Here is an 18,772-nt window from a genome sequence, read left to right as displayed (position 1 = left end):
CCACATGGCACGCATCGCCTTCATCGGCCTGGGCATCATGGGCAGCCCGATGTCCGTCAACCTGCAGAACGCCGGCCACGAGGTCGTCGGCTTCAACCCCAACCCCGAGCGTGCGGCCGACCTGGTCGCCGCGGGCGGCACCTCGGCCGAGTCCAGCGCCGAGGCCGTCAAGGACGCCGACGTGGTGGCCATCATGGTCCCCGACAGCCCGGACGTGCGCGACGTGCTCACCTCCGAGGGTGGCGTCTTCGACAGCGCCAGGCCGGGCACGCTGATCATCGACTTCTCCAGCATCCGGCCCGACGTGACCGCCGAGCTGGCCAAGGAGGCCTGGCCCACCTGTCCCAGCTGATGACCCTGGACCCGGGCGACCTCGTCCTCACCGGCACCCCCGCCGGCGTGGCCGTCGCCCGGCCCTACCTGCGCCCGGGCCAGGTCGTCAGCGCGCACGGCACCGGCCTGGGCCGGCAGACCAACCACGTCGAGGCCAGGGAGGGCACGATGGACCCCATGAACAACGACACCCCTGAGCTCGACCTCGTCGTCCGGGCCTCCCGTGCCGTCGTCGATGGCGCCGAACGGGCCGTGACCGTCGGCGTCAAGGACGGCCGCATCGTGGCCGTGGAGGACATCGACGCCGACCTGCGGGCCGCGACCGTCGTCGAGCTGGCTGAGGACGAGGTCCTCCTGCCCGGCCTGGTCGACACCCACGTGCACGTCAACGAGCCCGGTCGCACCGAGTGGGAGGGCTTCGAGTCCGCCACCCGCGCCGCGGCCGCCGGCGGCGTGACCACGATCATCGACATGCCGCTGAACTCGATCCCCTCGACCGTCACGGTCGCCGCCCTGCGCGAGAAGCAGGCCGTGGCCCGCGACCAGGTTTTCGTGGACGTCGGCTTCTGGGGCGGGGCCGTCCCCGACCACCTCGGCGACATCGAGGATCTGCACGAGGCCGGCGTCTTCGGCTTCAAGTGCTTCCTGGCCGACTCCGGCGTCGATGAGTTCCCGCACCTGGAGCCCGAGCAGTTCGCCGAGGCGATGGACCAGACCGCCCGCGTGGGCGCCCTGATGATCGTCCACGCCGAGGACTCCGCCGCGCTGGCGGCCTGCACCCCGGCCAACGGCGCGACCTACTCCGGCTTCCTCGCCTCCCGGTCGACCGACGCCGAGGACATCGCCGTCGGCCGCGTCGTCGAGGAGACCCGCCGCACCGGCGGGAGGTCGCACGTCCTGCACCTGTCGGCCGCCGCCGCGCTGCCCGCCCTGCGGGCCGCCCGCGAGGAGGGCCTGGACCTGTCGGTGGAGACCTGCCCCCACTACCTGACCCTGACCGCCGAGGAGATCCCGGACGGCGCGACCCAGTTCAAGTGCTGCCCGCCGATCCGCGAGCAGGCCAACCAGGACAAGCTCTGGGCGGGGCTGACCGCCGGCGACATCGACATCGTCGTCTCCGACCACTCCCCGTCCACCGCCGACCTCAAGCACTTCGACACCGGTGACTTCGGCACCGCCTGGGGCGGGATCGCCTCGGTGCAGCTGGGCCTGTCGGCCGTGTGGAGCGAGGCGAGGGCGCGCCGCATACCGCTGACCGAGGTCGTCCGCTGGATGGCGACCGGACCGGCCGACCGCGTCGGCCTGACCCACAAGGGCCGGATCGAGGTGGGCGCCGACGCCGACCTGGTCGTCTTCGCCCCCGAGGAGGAGTGGGACGTGGACGTCCAGGCCCTCAAGCACAAGAACCCCGTCTCCGCGTATGCGGACCGCCACCTGCACGGCAACGTCCGGCAGACCTGGCTGCGCGGCACCCAGATCACCGAGGAGAGCAGGCCGACGGGCCGCCTCCTGGAGAGAGGACAGCGATGAGCACCGGATCGACGGGCGCAGGCCCCACGAGCAGCGGCCCCACGGGCAGCGGCCCCACGGGCAGCGGGGCGCCCCGCTACGCGACCCCGCCCGGAGGGCTTCCTCCGCAGACCCAACTCACGACCGACCGGGCCGTCTTCACCGAGGCCTACGCGGTGCTGCCGCACGGCACGATGACCGACATCGTCACCAGCCTGCTCCCGTTCTGGGACGACACCCGGCTGTGGACGATCGCCCGGCCGCTGTCCGGCTTCGCCGAGACCTTCAGCCAATATCTCGTCGAGGTCGCCCCCGGCGGCGGCTCCGACCGCCCCGAGCTGGACGCCAGGGCCGAGGGCGTGATCTTCGTCGTCGGCGGCACCGTGACCCTGACCCTCGACGGCACCGCGCACGAGATGCCCGAGGGTGGCTACGCCTTCCTCCCGCCGGGCAGCGACTGGACGCTGCGCAACCACGGCTCGGAGGCGGCGACCTTCCACTGGATCCGCAAGGCCTACGAGGTCGTCGAGGGGCTGGAGGTCCCCGAGGCCTTCGTCACCCATGAGGACGACATCCCCGCGGTCGAGATGCCCGGCACGAACGGCGCCTGGCGCACCCAGCGCTTCGCCGACCCGTCCGACGTGCGGCACGACATGCACGTCAACATCGTGACCTTCGAGCCCGGAGGCGCGATCCCCTTCCCCGAGACCCACGTCATGGAGCACGGCCTCTACGTGCTCGAGGGCAAGGCGGTCTACCTGCTCAACCAAGACTGGGTGGAGGTGCAGGCCGGCGACTTCATGTGGCTGCGCGCCTTCTGCCCCCAGGCCTGCTACGCCGGTGGGCCGGGACGCTTCCGCTACCTGCTCTACAAGGACGTCAACCGGCACGCGAAGCTGCCCTACTGACCCCTGCCACCCGACCCGCGCGGGTCGAGAACGGTAGCCTGCACCGCATACCTAAATCGATCAGCGCGCCACCCCAGACCCCCCGACCGACCCTCACGACCACCAGGACGAGGACGTCCAACCGTCCAGACCAACCGGCACGAGGAAGTCCAGTTGCAGGACAGGAGTAGACGATGACGACGCACATCGACAGCGCGACGACCGGTATGACCACCACGACGGTGGCCGGTCGGGCGGGCGATGCCACCCCGGCCGCCAGCCCCGCCGCCAACGGCGCGGGCACGGTGACCGTCAACGGGAGCGCGCTCCCGCTCAAGGACGCGACCCCGCACACCACCGTCCTGGACTGGTTGCGCAACCAGGGTCTGACCGGCGCCAAGGAGGGCTGCGCCGAGGGAGAGTGCGGCGCGTGCGCCGTCATGGTGGCCCGGCCCGGCACCGGCGAGGGCACGCCCACCGAGTGGATCTCGGTCAACTCCTGCCTCATCCCGGCCGGCGCCCTGGAGGGCCAGGAGGTCGTCACCGCCGAGGGTCTGGGGCGCACCGACCAGCTCCACCCCGTCCAGCGCGAGATGGCCGTGCGCGGCGGCTCGCAGTGCGGCTACTGCACCCCCGGCTTCATCTGCTCGATGGCCGCCGAGTTCTACCGTCCCGGGCGCTGCGCCCGCCGCGACGAGGAGCTGCCCGCGGCGCAGGAGGCCGCCGAGGAGGGCTCGGGCGCGCCCGTGCTCGAGTCCGGCGAGCAGCACGCGACCACCGACCATGAGCACGGCCCCAACGGCTTCGACCTGCACTCGCTGTCGGGCAACCTGTGCCGCTGCACCGGCTACCGCCCCATCCGCGACGCCGCCTACGCGCTGGGCGACCCGGACGAGGCCGACCCTCTGGCCCGCCGCCGCGGCGAGCCCGCGCCGGCGCCGGCCCGCACCCACCTCAGTGCCGACGGCGCCGAGCTGATCCGTCCCGAGAGCCTGGACGAGGTTCTCACCATGCTGGCCGAGCGCGACGACGTCGTGCTGCTGGCCGGGTCGACCGACATCGGCGTCGAGCTCAACATCCGGGGCTGGCGCCCGCCGCTGCTGGTCGCCATCGACCGCCTCCCCGAGCTGCGCGCCCTGGAGGTCGACGCCGACGAGATCCGCATCGGCGCCGCCCTGACCCTGTCGGAGATCGAGAAGGGCCTGGCCGGGCAGGTGCCCCTGCTGGACCAGCTCTTCCCGCAGTTCGCCTCCCGCCTGATCCGCAACGGCGGCACCCTGGGTGGCAACCTGGGCACCGCCTCCCCGATCGGCGACTCCCCGCCCGCGCTGCTGGCGCTGGAGGCCTCGCTGGTCCTCACCGGCCGCGACGGCGAGCGCGTGGTGCCGCTGGCGGACTACTTCACCGGCTACCGCGAGAGCGTGCGCACCGCCCAGGAGCTGATCCGCGAGATCCGGATCCCGCTGCCGCTGGCGCGCACCACGGCCTTCCACAAGATCGCCAAGCGCCGTTTCGACGACATCTCCAGCGTGGCGGTCGGCTTCGCCCTCGACATCGTCGAGGGCCAGGTCGCCCGGGCCCGCATCGGTCTGGGCGGCGTCGCGGCCACCCCGATCCGGGCGCTGGCCACCGAGGCCGAGCTCGAGGGCTCGCCCTGGACCCAGGAGACCGTCGACCGGGCGGCCGCCGTGCTCGGCGGCGAGGGCACCCCGCTCTCGGACCACCGGGCCAGCGACCGCTACCGCGCGGCCATGCTCGAGCAGTCCCTGCTCAAGTTCTTCGCCCAGCACCAGACCGCGACCCACGAGGAGGACGCGTCATGACGACCCACACCACCCCGCTGGCCAAGCGTCCCGACGGCGCCGTCGTCGGGCGCGAGGTCCACCACGAGGCCGCGGCGCTGCACGTCACGGGCGCCGCGCTCTATACCGACGACCTGCACCCGCGCACCCACGGCGTCCTGCACGCCTGGCCGGTCACGGCGCCCCACGCCCACGCGGCCATCACCGGGATGCGGGTCGAGCCCGCCTACGAGGTGCCCGGCGTCGTCCGGGTCCTGACCCACGAGGACGTCCCCGGCGTCAACGACTCCGGCGTCAAGCACGACGAGCCGCTCTTCCCGACCGACAAGGTCCGCTACTTCGGCCAGCACGTCTGCTGGGTGCTCGGGGAGACCCTCGAGGCCGCCCGTCGCGGTGCCGAGGCCGTCGAGGTCGACTACGACCCGCTGCCCTCGCTGATCACCATCAAGGAGGCCATCGAGGCCGACAGCTTCCAGGGCGCCCAGCCGGTCGTGCAGCGCGGCGACATCGAGACCGCCTTCGCGGCCGCCGAGCACGTCTTCTCCGGCGAGTTCGAGTTCGCCGGCCAGGAGCACTTCTACATCGAGACCAACGCCGCGCTGGCGATGCTGGAGGACAACGACCAGATCTTCATCCAGAGCAGCACCCAGCACCCCACCGAGACCCAGGAGATCGTCGCCCACGTCCTCGGCCGCTCCAGCAGCGAGATCACCGTCCAGCAGCTGCGCATGGGCGGTGGCTTCGGCGGCAAGGAGATGCAGCCTCACGGGTATGCGGCGATCGCCGCCCTGGGTGCGCTCCTCACCCGGCGTCCGGTGCGCCTGCGCCTCAACCGGACCCAGGACATCACCATGACCGGCAAGAGGCACGGCTTCCACGCCACCTGGCGGGTCGGCTTCGACGCCGAGGCCCGCATCCAGGCGCTGGAGTGCACGCTCACCTCCGACGGCGGCTGGAGCCTGGACCTGTCCGAGCCGGTGCTGGCCCGCGCGCTGTGCCATATCGACAATGCCTACTGGCTGCCCAACGTCAAGGTCACCGGCCGGATCTCCAAGACCAACAAGACCTCCCAGACGGCCTTCCGCGGCTTCGGCGGTCCCCAGGGCATGCTCGTCATCGAGGACCTGCTCGGCCGGTGCGCCCCGCTGCTCGGCCTGGACGCCCAGGAGCTGCGCCGCCGCAACTTCTACGTCAACGGGCAGACCACGCCCTACGGCCAGCCGGTCACCGAGATGGACCGCCTCGAGCGGGCCTGGGACCAGGTCGTGACCACCGGGGAGATGGAGAGGCGTCGGGAGGAGATCGCGCGCTTCAACACCGAGCACGCGCACACCAAGCGGGCGCTGGCGATCACGCCGGTGAAGTTCGGCATCTCCTTCAACCTGACCGCCTTCAACCAGGCGGGCGCCCTCGTGCACGTCTACAAGGACGGCTCGGTGCTGATCAACCACGGCGGCACCGAGATGGGCCAGGGCCTGCACACCAAGATGCTGCAGGTCGCGGCCACCGCGCTCGGCGTGCCCTACGAGAAGGTCCGCCTCGCCCCGACCCGCACGGACAAGGTGCCCAACACCTCGGCCACGGCCGCCTCCTCCGGCGCGGACCTCAACGGTGGCGCCGTCAAGGCCGCCTGCGAGCAGATCCGGGAGCGGCTGGCCCAGGTCGCCGCCCTCAAGCTCGACGTCCCCGCCCCGGACATCCGCTTCCACGACGGGATCGTCTCCGGGCTGGGCACCGACCGCACCGTGCCGTGGGAGGAGTTGGTGCACGCCGCCTACTTCGCCCGCACCCAGCTCTTCGCCGCCGGCTACTACCGCACCGAGGGCCTGCACTGGAACTCCACCATCATGCAGGGCAGCCCGTTCAAGTACTTCGCCCACGGCGTCGCCGCGGTCGAGGTGGAGGTCGACGGCTTCACCGGGGCCTACCGCACCCTGCGGGTGGACATCGTCCACGACGTGGGTGACAGCCTCTCGCCGATGATCGACATCGGCCAGGTCGAGGGTGGCTACGTCCAGGGCGCCGGCTGGCTGACCCTGGAGGACCTGCGCTGGGACACCAGCGACGGTGACAAGCGCGGCCGTCTGGCCACGCAGTCGGCCAGCACCTACAAGCTGCCGAGCTTCTCGGAGATGCCGCCGGAGTTCAACGTCGCGCTGCTCGAGCGCGCCGCCCACGACGGCGCCGTCTACGGCTCCAAGGCCGTCGGCGAGCCCCCGCTGATGCTGGCCTTCGCGGTCCGGGAGGCGCTGCGCGAGGCCTGCGCCGCCTTCGGGCCGGAGGGCACCAGCGTCGACTTGCCCTCGCCGGCCACCCCCGAGGCGGTCTTCTGGTCGCTGCAGGAGGCGCGCTCGGCCAGCCCCGACCAGGGCCCGGCCGACGGCGGGTCCGAGGATGCCGAGGTCGTCGAGGGATCCCCCGGCGTCGACGTGCCGGACGCGGACCCGGAGGCGCCCGAGCGCCGTCCCGAGTCCGAGGCCGCGGTCCACGAGCTGTCCGAGGCCTGATCGCGATGAAGTGGTTGCGTGCCGTGGAGGCGCTGCGCTCGCAGCGCCTCCCCGGCGTGCTCGTCACCGTGACCGACGTGCGGGGCCACTCGCCTCGTCACGCCGGCGCCAAGATGGTCGTCGGCCAGGACTGGACGTGGGACTCCGTCGGCGGCGGCAACCTCGAGGCCGTCGCGATCGAGCGGGCCCGGGAGATGCTGGCCGACCCCGGCTTCGCCTCGGCCCGGCCGGAGACCATCACCTCCGAGCTGTCCGACAAGGCCCGCTACCAGCACGGGGTCCAGTGCTGCGGCGGCGTCGTGACGCTGCTGCTCGAGCCGCTGCCGGCCACCCCGGTGGTGGCGATCTTCGGGATGGGGCACGTCGGTCACGAGCTGGCCCGGATCCTGGCCCGTCACGACCTCGACCTGCACCTGGTCGACACCCGCCCCGAGCAGCTCACCGAGGAGATGCTCGCGCCCCTGGCCGACGCCGACGCCCGCATCCACCCCCACCCGGTCCCGGTGCTGCCCGAGCTGGTCCTGGGCGGCCTGCCCAAGGGCTCCCACCTGCTGGTGATGACCCACGACCATGCCGAGGACCACGCGATCATCGACGCGGCGCTGCGCGCGGAGGACCTGGAGCCGGCCACGATCGGGCTGATCGGATCCTCGGCCAAGTGGGTCCGGTTCCGGGCGCGCCTGCTCGGCGAGGGCGGCTTCACCGAGGAGGACCTGGCCCGCGTGACCACCCCCATCGGCCTGCCCCAGATCCCCGGCAAGGAGCCGGCGGCGATCGCCGTCTCGGTGGCCGGGGAGCTGTTGATGCGCTTCGCCGCCGATCAGGTACGCTTCCAACATGCGGAAAGAACCTCCCGTAGAGCAGGCCTCTGAGCGGCGAACCGGCGGCGTGCAGTCGCTGGAGCGCGCCTTCCGGATCCTCGAGGTCATGGCCGACGCGGGGGGCATCATCGGCCTCTCCCAGCTGGCGGAGCGCTCCGAGCTGCCGCTGGCCACGATCCACCGCCTGGTGCGCAGCCTGGTGGACCTCGGCTACGTGCGCCAGGAGGCCAACCGGCAGTACTCCCTCGGCCCGCGCCTCATGCGCCTGGCCGCCGAGTCCGGCAAGCGGATCGGTGTCGTGGCCAAGCCGCTGCTGACCGAGGCGGTCGAGGAGCTGGGCGAGTCGGTCAACCTGGCGATCCTGGACGACGACGAGATCGTCTACGTCTCCCAGGTGCAGCCGACGGGCAACTTCATGCGCATGTTCACCGAGGTCGGTCGCCGCACCCTCCCGCACAGCACCGCCGTCGGCAAGGCGATCCTCGCAGGCCGTCCCGACGAGGAGGTCGTCGCCCTCCTGGGCCGGACCGGCATGCCGCGGCGCACCGCCTACACGCTCACCACCCCGGAGGAGTTCCTCGACGTCCTCCGGGTCACCCGCGAGCGGGGCTACGGCACCGATGAGGGCGAGCAGGAGCTCGGTGTCCGCTGCGTCGCCGTGCCGGTGCCGCACGCGCCCCGCCCGATGGCCATCTCCATGTCCGGTCCCACGACCCGGATGGACGACGAGACCGTCGAGCACGCCGCCGAGGTGCTCCAGGGGGTGGCCCGCGAGCTGGCCGCCGAGCTGGGCGCCGGCGACGTCCTCATCGGCTGAGGAGTGTTCCGACGGTGACTCGTCGACTCAGCCGGGTTTCCGACGGTGACCCGTCGGTAACATCTCTCCTGTGAGCACGCCCCTGGCCGCGGGCGCCCCGGACCCGCGCACCCCATACCCCCATCTCCTCTCACCCCTGGCCGTGCGCGGAGGTGAGCTGCGCAACCGGGTGATCATGGGCTCGATGCACACCGGGCTGGAGGACCGGCCCTGGCACCTGGACGAGCTGACCGCGTACGTCGTCGAGCGGGCCAAGGGCGGCGTGGGCCTGATCGTGACCGGGGGCTACGCGCCCAACGTGCGAGGCTGGCTGACCCCGCTGGGCTCGCAACTGACCAGCCGGGTCACCGCGCAGCGGCACCGCCGGCTGACCGGCGCGGTCCAGGAGCACGGGGCCAGGATCGCCCTGCAGATCCTGCACGCGGGGCGCTACGGCTACTCGCCGCTGTCGGTCTCCGCGTCCGCGAGCAAGTCTCCGATCACGCCCTTCGCCGCGCGCGAGCTGTCCGCCAGGGGCGTCGACCGCACCGTCAGCGCGTTCGCGCGGGCGGCGCGGCTGGCCCAGGCGGCCGGCTACGACGGCGTGGAGATCATGGGCTCGGAGGGCTACCTGATCAACCAGTTCCTGGCCCCGCGCACGAACAGGCGGACCGACGCCTGGGGCGGGGACGCCGACCGGCGGATGCGCTTCCCGGTCGAGGTCGTGCGCCGGGTGCGCGAGGCGGTGGGGGAGGACTTCATCGTCCAGTTCCGGATCTCGCTGATCGACCTCGTCGAGGACGGCCAGACCTGGGAGGAGACCGTCGAGCTGGCCCGTCGGCTCGAGGCCGCCGGCGTCTCGATCCTCAACACCGGCATCGGTTGGCACGAGGCCCGCGTCCCCACGATCATCACGCAGGTCCCGCAGGGCGCCTGGACCGACCTGACCGCGCGGCTGCGCGCCGAGGTGGGGGTGCCGGTCTCCGCGTCCAACCGGATCAACAGCCCCGGGATGGCCGAGCGACTCATCGCCGACGGGGCCGCCGACCTGGTGTCGATGGCCAGGCCCTTCCTCGCCGATCCCGAGCTGGTCGCCAAGGCGGCCGCCGGCCGGGCCGACGAGATCAACACCTGCATCGCCTGCAACCAGGCCTGCCTGGACCGGATCTTCGTCGGCAAGCGGGCGTCCTGCCTGGTCAACCCGCGCGCGGGCCGCGAGACCGAGCTCGTGCTCGCACCGACCGCCGCGGCCGACCGCAAGAAGGTCGCCGTCGTCGGCGCCGGCCCCGCCGGCCTGGCCACCGCGGTCGCCGCCGCCGAGCGCGGCCACGAGGTGACCATCTTCGAGGCCCAGGACGAGGTCGGTGGGCAGTTCCGCTATGCCATGCGCATCCCGGGCAAGGCCGACTTCGCCGAGACGCTGCGCTACTACTCCCGGCGCCTGGAGGTGCTGGGAGCCCGGGTCCGCCTCGGCACGCGCGCGGGCGTGGCCGACATGGCCGGCTTCGACGAGGTCGTGGTGGCCACAGGGGTCGAGCCGCGCGTGCCGGACTTGCCCGGCGTGGACCACCCGTCGGTCGTGACGTATGCCGATCTCCTCGCCGGGCGCGCGACCGCGGGGGAGCGGGTCGCGGTCGTCGGTGCCGGTGGCATCGGCGTGGACGTCAGCCACTTCCTCACCCACGTCGACACCGACCTGGAGGGCTGGAAGGCGCGCTGGGGCGTGGCCGACCCCGCCGAGCACCGCGGGGGCCTGACCGACAAGGACCTGCCCGTCCCGGCCCGGCAGGTCTGGCTGCTCCAGCGCAAGACCACCCCGATCGGCAGGGGTCTGGGCAAGACCTCCGGCTGGGCGCACCGGCTCAACCTGCGCGACGCCGGGGTGCAGCAGCTCACCGGCGTGACCTACGAGCGGGTCGACGACGAGGGCCTGCACCTCACGGTGGCCGGGGAGGCTGTGGAGGGCGAGGAGGCAGGTCGCACCGCCATGGTCCTGGACGTGGACACCGTCGTGCTGTGCGCGGGCCAGGAGTCGGTGCGCGACCTCGTCGACGAGCTCGAGGCGCTGGGCGACGACGGGCCCTCCGTCCACGTCATCGGCGGCGCCGACGTCGCGGCCGAGCTGGACGCGGAGCGGGCGATCCGTCAGGGCACCGAGGTGGCTTCTAGGCTCTGACCGTGGCTGGACCCCCTCAGGACATGGCGCCCGGTCGCGGGCCGCACGCCCGCCCCGCGCTCATCGTCGTGGACGTGCAGCGGGGCTTCGACGACGCCGAGCACTGGGGCGTCAGGGACAATCTCGACTGCGAGCGCAACATCGAGGCGCTCCTGGCGGCGTGGCGCGAGCGTGCCAGGCCGGTGGTCCTCGTGCGCCACGACTCCGCCGAGCCCGGCTCGCCGTTGGCCCCCGGCGCCCCCGGCAACGACTTCAAGGACGTCATCACCGGTGAGCCGGACCTGCTCGTGGCCAAGTCGGTGAACTCCAGCTTCCACGGCAGTCCCGACCTGGAGGCGTGGCTCCGCGGGGAGGGCATCGATCAGGTCGTCGTCTGCGGGATCACGACCAACCACTGCTGCGAGACCACCGCCCGCGTGGCGGGCAACCTCGGCTTCCAGACGTGGTTCGTCATCGACGCCACGCACACCTTCGGGCGGGCGGCCCTGGACGGCTCGCTGATCCCGGCCCAGGTCCTGTCCTCGGTGACCGCGGCCAACCTGCACGGGGAGTTCGCCACGGTCACCACGACGCGGGCGGTCCTGGACAGCAGCCGCTGAGCCGAGCCGTGGCGCACGGCACGGCGCAGGCGACCTCGCCGCGTCGCTAGCGCCCCTGCCCCGTCGGGCCCTCCGTCGCGACCGGCTCGCGCTGCGGCAGCGCGAGCGCCGCACCCACCAGCAGCACGACGGTCGAGAAGACCAGCCCCGTCGCGAGCCCGTCGAAACGGTCGGCGATGGCCCCCGTCAGCCACGGCCCCAGCATCTGGCCGACGCCGAAGACGATCGTGGTGAAGGCCAGCCCCGCCGTCCACAGCGCCTGGGGGAGCACGTGCCGCACGCCCACCGACATCGCGGTGACGGCCGACAGGAAGGACCCGCCGACGAGGATCCCGGAGACGAAGAAGGCCCACACCTGCGGCACGAGGACCGGCAGCCCCGTCCCGACGGCGAGCGTCAGCAGCACCGCGCTCATCGCCCGCGACCCGCCCAGCGCCCCGATCGGCCGTGCCCACACGAGCACCCCGAGGATGGCCGCGATCCCCAGCACCACCCAGAAGACCGCCGTCGTGCGCTGCCCCACGCCCTGCTCCTGCAGGTAGGCCACGATGAAGGTCAGATAGGCCAGGTAGCCCAGCCCGAAGCAGAAGTAGGACGCCGACAGCCAGGCGATCGTGCCCCTGCGCCAGTGCTTCTCACCTTCCGGCGGAGGGGCGGGGTCCTGGGTATGCCGTAGCGCACCGATCGCGACGACCGTCGCCGCGATCCCGAGGCCGGCGAGGATCAACCATCCCTGCCGCCAGCCGGCGCCCCCGGTCTCGTCGAGGATCCACGGGATCGCCAGGCCGGTGACCGTCATCCCGAAGCCGCTGCCGCCGTAGTAGACGCCCAGCATCAGTGCCGCCCGCCCGGGCGACCCTCCGGCACCCGCGGCGGCCACGATCGCCGCGCCGAGCACGAACGCCCAGGCCCCACCGACGCCGGCGAGGAGGCGCATGGTGAGGATCACCGCATACCAGGAGGTCAGGGGCGTGAGGAGCAGGGCGAGGACGGTGAGGACGCACCCGAGCAGGAAGGCGCGTCCGGTGCCGAGACGGTGCGCGAGCGTGGCGGCCGCGAGCGCGCCGACCAGATAGCCGACGGCGTTGGCGGTGTTGAGCACGCCGGCGGCCGAGTAGCTCCAGACGAGCTCCTCGCGCATCGGCGGGAGCAGGAGGGCATAGGCGAAGCGGCCGAGCCCCAGCGCGATGAACGGGCCCGCGGACAGCGCGAAGGCCACGAGGACGCGATCCGGGTGCGGGCTCACCTGCGCAGCCTACGATCAGGTCATGCCCTCGAGCACGTACACGGTCCGACGTTCGGTGACGATCGACGCTCCTCCGCAGGCGGCGTACGAGCAGATCATCAACTTCCGCAACTGGCGCAACTGGTCCGCGTGGGAGGTCGTCGACCCCGAGCTGCGGCGCACCTATGTCGGTGAGCCGTGCGGGGAGGGGGCGGCCTACACATGGTCGGGCAACCGCAGGATCGGCTCCGGCTCGATGAAGATCGTCCAGACCGAGGAGCCCGCGCGGGTCGAGGTCGACGTGGTCTTCGAGCGGCCGCTCGCCGCCTGCTGCAACGCCGAGTTCGCGATCGACGAGGAGGACGGCGGCAGCCGGGTGACCTGGACGATGACCGGCCCGGTGACCCCCACGGTCAGGATGCGCACGCTCTTCCGCTCGGTGGACGAGTGGATCGGGCAGGACCTGGAGCGCAGCCTGGGCGAGCTGAAGTATCGCCTGGAGGAGCGGAGCGGGCCCGATGGCCTATGACGAGGAGCTCGCCGCGCGGGTGCGTGCGGTGCTGCGGGGGGAGCCGGGGCTGACCGAGAGGGCCATGTTCGGCGGGCTCGGGTTCATGCTCGACGGGCACATGGCGGTCGCGGTCGGCAGCTCGGGGGAGGGCTTGATCCTGCGGGCCGACCCCGCGGTGCCCAGCGACCTGCTCGGTGAGCACGTGCGGCCGATGGAGATGGGTGGGCGGGGTCCGATGAAGGGCTGGCTGGCCGTGGACTCGGTGCGGGTCGCCGACGACGGGTCCTTGCGCGACGTGGTCGGCCGGGCAGTGGCGTTCGTGCGGACGCTGCCGCCGAGGTAGGGGCGGTCCCGGAGCTCGTTCAGGCGGGGCGCCCCCGCTGCCACAGCTCGTGCATCACCGCGGCGAGCACGGTGAGCAGGATCGACGCTGCCAGGGAGAGGGCGAAGACCAGGTCGTAGCGGCCGGCCTCGGCCAGGTCGGCGGTGAGGAAGACCGCGATCGAGCTGCCCAGGAAGAGCGAGGCGGCGAAGAGCGAGACGCTGGTCGCCCGGGCGCGCGGGGCGACCTCGGTGGCCCAGCCCTGGAGCGAGACGTGCAGGACGGCGTTGGACAGGCCGATGAGGGCGGCGGTCAGACTCAGCGCGGTGATGGTGCCCCAGGTCGCGGCGAGGGTGAACGCCGCGCACAGCAGCAGGCCGCCCACGACGATGCTCTGGGTGCGGGTGACGTGGTCTGCCAGGCGTCGGACCACGACCGCGCCGGTGATCACACCGATGCCGTAGGTCGCGGCCAGCAGCCCGGCCAGGGTCACCGACAGGCCTTGGTGCTGCATCGCCGGGACCACGTAGGACAGGATCCCGAGCATGACCGTGCCCTCGAGCATGGCCAGCCCGTAGACGACCAGCGGCCAGCGGCGGACCGCGTCCCGCAGGACCATCCCGCCAGGGTTGGGCGTGGCCACGGGGACGGTGCGGAGCAGCCACAGCAGGAGCAGCGCGCCGGAGGCGGTCAGGGCGAAGGGGAGCTGCCAGCTCACCAGGGCCGCCAGGGTGCCGGTCAGCAGCGTCGTGCCGGTGTTGCCCAGCGCCGACCAGGACTGGAGGGAGCTCAGCGCCCGGACGCGCTCGCTGCCCTGGCGGGTGTCGCCGATCGCGGTGAGCATCGTGGGATAGAGGCAGCCGACGGACAGGCCGGTCAGCCCGCGCGTGGCCAGCAGCCAGGAATGCTCCGGGGACAGGGTGCTGGCGACCGAGGCGACCGCGGCCAGGCCCAGCGCGATCCGCAGCACGCGGACCCGGCCGAGGCGGTCGCTGAGCAGACCCCAGAGAGGCTGGCCCACGGCATACATGAGCGTGTAGACGGCGAAGAGCTGGGCCACCTGCCCCAGGCCGAGCCCGGTCTGGTGGGCCAGGACGACCATCATCGGCGGCAGGCCGAAGCGGTCCCAGAAGGACAGGAAGCCGACCGCGCCGATGGTGCGGTCGCTCAGCCTGCCCGGTGGTCGGCCGGCGCCCGGGTCCCTGCCCGGGTGGGCGCCGGTCATCGTGGCATCGACCCCCGCCTGCGCAGCCAGAGGGGCAGCGCCCACCACACCGAGGAGAAGAGCACGGCCGCCACCGCCGCGGCGAGCCAGCCCGCACGGTCGGAGACGACGACGCTGTAGAGCAGGCAGATCACCGTGGTGAGCGTGAGTCCGAGGGTGATGAGGCCCAGGCGGGTCAGGTCGTGGGAGAGCTGCACGAGGTCGGCCTTGCGGTGGCGGCGGAAGAGGACCCGGTGGATGCTGACCGGCCCCACGAGCAGGATCGTGGTGAGGAAGGCCAGCGAGATGGCCGTGAGGAAGAGCCCCACCTGGTAGGTCGACAGGTCGGCGAAACGCTGCTGGAAGGGCAGGGTCAGCAGGAAGCCCGCCAGGATCTGGGTGCCGGTCTGCAGGACCCGCAGCTCCTGGAGCAGCTCGACGAAGTTGCGGTCCATCCGTTGGTCGGGTGTCTCACCCCGGGTGTCCCGCTCGTCGGCGAGGTTGTCCGCGTCCCTCACCGCCTCGTCGTCCGCGTCCATCACCGCATCATGCCCCGAGGTGGCACGGCCCGCCCGTCCGGGCTGTCCGCCTGGCTTATCCGCCCGACCATCCGACCATCCGCCCGTCCGGGCCCTCCGCCCCTCCGGAGCATCCGACCCCCGGGACTATCCGCGCGTGGCCGCGAGCGAGGGGGAGCGGCCCGAGCGCTCCAGCGACTCGGCCACCCAGCCGGCGCCCAGCAGCTCGGCGAGGGTGGCGTCGAGCCAGGCCAGGGCCTCGGGGCTCGATCCCGCCGGCAGCCCCATCGCCTGCCGGATCTGCATGAACGCCGGCTCCAGCACGCGCACGTCGTCCCGGGCCCCGACCCAGGCGGTGACCGGCTCGCGGATGCCGGCCCCGACCTCCAGGCCCTGCTCGACGAAGACGTCCACCCCCTCGGCGCCCCGGACCAGCTCGGCGTGCTCGAGCTCGCGGGTCAGGTGCAGGTCGTAGGCGGACCCCTCCTTGACCCCCACGCGCACGCCGGGGCGATCCACGTCCGCGGCGGAGGTGGCGGGAGAGGTGAGGGGCACGGCATACACCCCCTCGATGAGGACGTAGGGCCGCGTGAAGGCGACCGTGTCCGCGCGAGCCGGGTCGATCGCCAGGAAGCAGAGGTCCGCGTCCCCGCGCTGCATCGCGGCCAACGAGTCCTTGGCCGCCCCGAAGGTCAGCAGCTCGAGGGGCAGGCCGAGCCGCCGGGCGATCTCGCGGGCCAGGTCGACGGTGATCCCGGCAGGCTCCTCGGGCGTGCCCTGCGCCAGGACGGCGTTGCCGAGGTTGATGGAGGCGCGCAGCCGGCCGGTCGGTGCCAGCTCTGCGGCGAGAGCGGGTGAGGGCTCGGTCGTCGAGTCGGCGTGCGTAGGGCCGTCGTGCGCGGACCCGGGAGTGACGTCGGAGGAGGGCATGGGGTCATCGTGGCAGCCGGAAGGTGTCCGTGGTGGCCATCCCGACGATGTCCTGCGTCTCTGGTCCTGCGGTATTCGCGCTATAGCCCCAGGACCGCAGGACACGAAGCGCAGGACCACATCCGCAGGACCACATCCGCAGGACTGGAACGGCAAGACAGGGCTGGGCCTCCCGGCTATCGTGGAGATCAAACCGGACAGTGTTGTCCGGTGACCTGACAGGACACCCGAGGAGAACCGCGATGACCAGTCCCGCCAGCCCCGTCCCGCAGCCGGAGGTCCCGCAGCCGGCGGTGCAGCAGCCGTCCAAGCCTGCCGTGGAGATGGACGCCACCCAGATGGACGTCACCGAGGTTGACGTCGTCGTCGTGGGCTCGGGTGGCGCCGCCTTCGCGACCGCCCTGGGCGCGGCCGACGAAGGCCTGAGCGTGCTGATGCTGGAGAGCACCGACAAGTGGGGCGGCAGCACCGCGATGTCCGGCGGAGGGCTCTGGCTGCCCAACAATCCCTTGATGCAGCGCGACGGTGGGGGCGACTCCCGTGAGGAGGCGCTGACCTACATGGAGGAGACCATCGGGGACGAGGGGCGGGCGACCTCGCGGGAGCGCAAGGAGGCCTTCGTCGACGGCGTCGCTGACTTCGTGCTCACCACGGAGAAGTACGGCATGACCTGGTCGCGTGCGGCGGAGTATCCCGACTACTACCCGGAGAAGCCCGGCGGCAAGGTGGGGCGGGCGATCGAGCTGCGACCCTACGACCTGAAGAAGATCGGCGACTGGGCCGACAAGGGACGGGTCCTTATGCCCCTGCCGTTGATGACCGACGACGTCTGGGAGATCGGTCGTGCCTGGTCGACCATCGGCGGGATGAGGCGCGGCGCACGCGTGGTCGGGCGCATCGCCGGCGGACTGCTCCGCGGCAAGAAGCTCGTCGGCATCGGGGCGGGCCTGGTCTCGGGCCTGCTCGACGTCGTCGTCCAGAAGCTCGGCGTGGAGCTGTGGCTGAGCAGCCCGGTCACCGACCTCGTCGTCGAGGACGGCAGGGTTGTTGGGGTGCTCGCCGAGCACGAGGGGCGCACGGTGACGGTGCGCGCCCGGAGCGGCGTCATGCTGGCCGCAGGCGGCTTCGACCACAACGAGGCCATGCGCCTGGAGCACCACGGCATCGAGGGCGACCCGTCCGGCAATCCCGGCAACCTGGGCCAGGTCCACGCCATCGCCGCCCGGCACGGCGCGGCGCTGGAGCTCATGGACGACGCCTGGTGGGGAGCCTCGATCGCACCGGTCGACGGCGCCGACCCCGGCTTCATCGTGGGCGAGCGGGCGCTGCCCTACGTGATCATCACCGACGCCCAGGGGCGCCGGTTCGCCAACGAGGCCGAGTCCTACGTCGACCTGGGGCACCACATGCTCGAGCACGACAAGGACGGCGCCTACTGGATGATCAGCGAGGCCCGCCACGCCCGGCGCTACATCCGCTCCTACGCGATGGACCCCAAGAAGAACGCCGCGATGGCCAAGGCCGGCTATCTGCACAAGGCCGACACCCTCGCCGAGCTGGCCGACAAGCTCGGCTTCGACGCCGCGACCTTCCAGGAGACGATCCAGCGGTTCAACGGCTTCGCGCGCACCGGGATCGACCACGACTTCGGCAAGGGCAACTCGGCCTACGACCGCTACTACGGCGACCCGACGGTGCACCCCAACCCCTGCCTCGGCCCGATCGAACGCGGTCCCTTCACTGCATACCGCGTCGTGATCGGTGACCTCGGGACCAAGGGTGGCGTGCTCACCGACGCCGACGCCCGGGCGCTGAGGGCGGACGGCTCGGTGATCGAGGGGCTCTACGCGGCCGGCAACGTGTCCGCCTCGGTGATGGGCAGGACCTATCCCGGCCCGGGCTCCACCATCGGTCCCGCCGCCGTCTTCGGGATGATCGCCGCGCGGCACATGGCCCGGAGCGCTCGGGGCTGAAAGTTCTCGGCGGGGCCGCTCTTCGGGTCCCCGGTCGAGGGCAGGGTGTGTCGCCGGTCGGGGTTCAGGGCCTCGGGTCGAGCGCGAGCCCGCGCCCGATGAGCCCCAGGGCACGGTATGCGGTCTCTCGCCTCGTGCGCGGGTCCGCGTCCCGGTGCACCGCGCCGTGGAGCATGCCGAGCACGAGCATCACGTCCGCCAGGGTGAGGTCGGCGTCGACGAGCCCCTCCTCCCGGGCCCGCTCCAGCGGGTTGGCCAGGAGGGTCTCCAGCTCGCTGCCTGGCGCGCGACCACCGATCTCACCGCGCGGCCCCAGCGCGGCGTCGAGGAAACCGACCGACTCGACCAGGTCCTCCACCACCGCCCGCCAGACCAGGCCGAAGGCCTCCGGTCCGGGATGCTGCTCCACGGTCGCGGCCAGGCCCGCCATGGTCTCGGCCACCACGGCCGCGGCCAGGTCCTCACGGGTGGGGAAGTGCCGGTAGAGGCTGCCCTGCCCGACGCCGGCCGCCTTGGCGATCACGGTGAGGGGCACCGCATACCCCTGCTCGGCGAAGAGGCGTCGCGCGGAGGCGACGAGCGCCGCCCGGTTGCCCTGAGCGGCCGCCGGGCCACGGTTGGAGCCCCGGTGCGCAGCGCTGTTGCCGGAGGTCACCGCA

Annotated in this window: 17 protein-coding genes; 12 read left to right on the top strand and 5 right to left on the bottom strand. The window is 72.5% G+C overall.

Translation table 11 applies throughout. The features are described from left to right. The first annotated feature begins 4 nt into the window (after window positions 1–4). The 9 genes from ACTMMA_RS06485 to ACTMMA_RS06445 all read left to right on the top strand — a co-directional run bounded on the left by ACTMMA_RS06485 (window position 5) and on the right by ACTMMA_RS06445 (window position 11,430). Window positions 5–352: an NAD(P)-dependent oxidoreductase gene (locus tag ACTMMA_RS06485; RefSeq protein WP_441189294.1), complete on the top strand. Its 348-nt coding sequence runs from the start codon at window positions 5–7 to the stop codon at window positions 350–352. Continuing rightward, window positions 352–1,863 (top strand): allantoinase AllB, encoded by a 1,512-nt coding sequence (gene allB / locus ACTMMA_RS06480; protein ID WP_441189293.1) that lies wholly within the window; start codon window positions 352–354, stop codon window positions 1,861–1,863. The genes ACTMMA_RS06485 and allB overlap by 1 nt, the downstream gene beginning before the upstream one ends. After that, complete coding sequence (locus ACTMMA_RS06475; RefSeq protein ID WP_441189292.1) at window positions 1,860–2,750, top strand: bifunctional allantoicase/(S)-ureidoglycine aminohydrolase; 891 nt, start codon at window positions 1,860–1,862, stop codon at window positions 2,748–2,750. Before allB ends, ACTMMA_RS06475 begins: the two co-directional genes overlap by 4 nt. Window positions 2,751–2,923: 173 nt before the next feature. Continuing rightward, window positions 2,924–4,552 (top strand): xanthine dehydrogenase small subunit, encoded by a 1,629-nt coding sequence (locus tag ACTMMA_RS06470; protein ID WP_441189291.1) that lies wholly within the window; start codon window positions 2,924–2,926, stop codon window positions 4,550–4,552. Further along, a complete protein-coding gene (gene xdhB, locus ACTMMA_RS06465; protein WP_441189290.1) occupies window positions 4,549–7,038 on the top strand; it encodes a xanthine dehydrogenase molybdopterin binding subunit in 2,490 nt (829 codons plus the stop codon). The genes ACTMMA_RS06470 and xdhB overlap by 4 nt, the downstream gene beginning before the upstream one ends. A gap of 5 nt (window positions 7,039–7,043) precedes the next feature. Further along, on the top strand, window positions 7,044–7,910 hold the full coding sequence (gene xdhC, locus ACTMMA_RS06460) for a xanthine dehydrogenase accessory protein XdhC (protein ID WP_441189289.1): 867 nt from the start codon (window positions 7,044–7,046) through the stop codon (window positions 7,908–7,910). Then, window positions 7,876–8,676 carry an IclR family transcriptional regulator gene (locus tag ACTMMA_RS06455; protein WP_441189288.1) on the top strand — a complete coding sequence of 267 codons (801 nt, stop codon included), beginning with the start codon at window positions 7,876–7,878 and terminating at the stop codon, window positions 8,674–8,676. The genes xdhC and ACTMMA_RS06455 overlap by 35 nt, the downstream gene beginning before the upstream one ends. Before the next feature lie 70 nt (window positions 8,677–8,746). Next, a complete protein-coding gene (locus ACTMMA_RS06450) occupies window positions 8,747–10,831 on the top strand; it encodes an FAD-dependent oxidoreductase (RefSeq protein WP_441189287.1) in 2,085 nt (694 codons plus the stop codon). 2 nt (window positions 10,832–10,833) lie between these two features. Continuing rightward, entirely contained in the window at window positions 10,834–11,430 is a 597-nt protein-coding gene (locus tag ACTMMA_RS06445) for a cysteine hydrolase family protein (RefSeq protein WP_441189286.1), read from the top strand. Between the two features lie 46 nt (window positions 11,431–11,476). On the opposite strand, the gene ACTMMA_RS06440 is transcribed toward ACTMMA_RS06445, so the two are convergent. Further along, window positions 11,477–12,676, bottom strand: a complete 1,200-nt coding sequence (locus ACTMMA_RS06440; protein WP_441189285.1) for a YbfB/YjiJ family MFS transporter — start codon at window positions 12,674–12,676, stop codon at window positions 11,477–11,479. Between the two features lie 22 nt (window positions 12,677–12,698). On the opposite strand from ACTMMA_RS06440, the gene ACTMMA_RS06435 reads away from it, so the two are divergent. Then, window positions 12,699–13,184: an SRPBCC family protein gene (locus ACTMMA_RS06435; RefSeq protein WP_441189284.1), complete on the top strand. Its 486-nt coding sequence runs from the start codon at window positions 12,699–12,701 to the stop codon at window positions 13,182–13,184. Further along, window positions 13,174–13,509 (top strand): TfoX/Sxy family protein, encoded by a 336-nt coding sequence (locus tag ACTMMA_RS06430; protein WP_441189283.1) that lies wholly within the window; start codon window positions 13,174–13,176, stop codon window positions 13,507–13,509. The genes ACTMMA_RS06435 and ACTMMA_RS06430 overlap by 11 nt, the downstream gene beginning before the upstream one ends. Window positions 13,510–13,528: 19 nt before the next feature. Here the strand turns inward: ACTMMA_RS06430 and ACTMMA_RS06425 are convergent, their stop codons facing one another. The 3 genes from ACTMMA_RS06425 to ACTMMA_RS06415 form a co-directional block, all read right to left on the bottom strand. Next, window positions 13,529–14,758, bottom strand: a complete 1,230-nt coding sequence (locus ACTMMA_RS06425; protein ID WP_441189282.1) for an MFS transporter — start codon at window positions 14,756–14,758, stop codon at window positions 13,529–13,531. After that, entirely contained in the window at window positions 14,710–15,231 is a 522-nt protein-coding gene (locus tag ACTMMA_RS06420; protein WP_441189281.1) for a DUF6328 family protein, read from the bottom strand. Before ACTMMA_RS06420 ends, ACTMMA_RS06425 begins: the two co-directional genes overlap by 49 nt. A 126-nt stretch (window positions 15,232–15,357) precedes the next feature. Beyond that, entirely contained in the window at window positions 15,358–16,140 is a 783-nt protein-coding gene (locus ACTMMA_RS06415; protein WP_441189280.1) for a transporter substrate-binding domain-containing protein, read from the bottom strand. 242 nt (window positions 16,141–16,382) lie between these two features. Between ACTMMA_RS06415 and ACTMMA_RS06410 the strand changes: the two genes are divergently transcribed. Beyond that, on the top strand, window positions 16,383–18,113 hold the full coding sequence (locus ACTMMA_RS06410; RefSeq protein ID WP_441189279.1) for an FAD-binding protein: 1,731 nt from the start codon (window positions 16,383–16,385) through the stop codon (window positions 18,111–18,113). Between the two features lie 64 nt (window positions 18,114–18,177). On the opposite strand, the gene ACTMMA_RS06405 is transcribed toward ACTMMA_RS06410, so the two are convergent. After that, window positions 18,178–18,768 carry a TetR family transcriptional regulator gene (locus ACTMMA_RS06405; RefSeq protein ID WP_441189278.1) on the bottom strand — a complete coding sequence of 197 codons (591 nt, stop codon included), beginning with the start codon at window positions 18,766–18,768 and terminating at the stop codon, window positions 18,178–18,180. Between the last annotated feature and the right edge of the window lie 4 nt (window positions 18,769–18,772).

This window comes from Ornithinimicrobium panacihumi (genome assembly GCF_052073805.1).
GTDB classification, from domain to species: Bacteria; Actinomycetota; Actinomycetes; order Actinomycetales; family Dermatophilaceae; genus Ornithinicoccus; species Ornithinicoccus panacihumi.
This window is presented reverse-complemented; position numbering and strand designations above follow the sequence as displayed.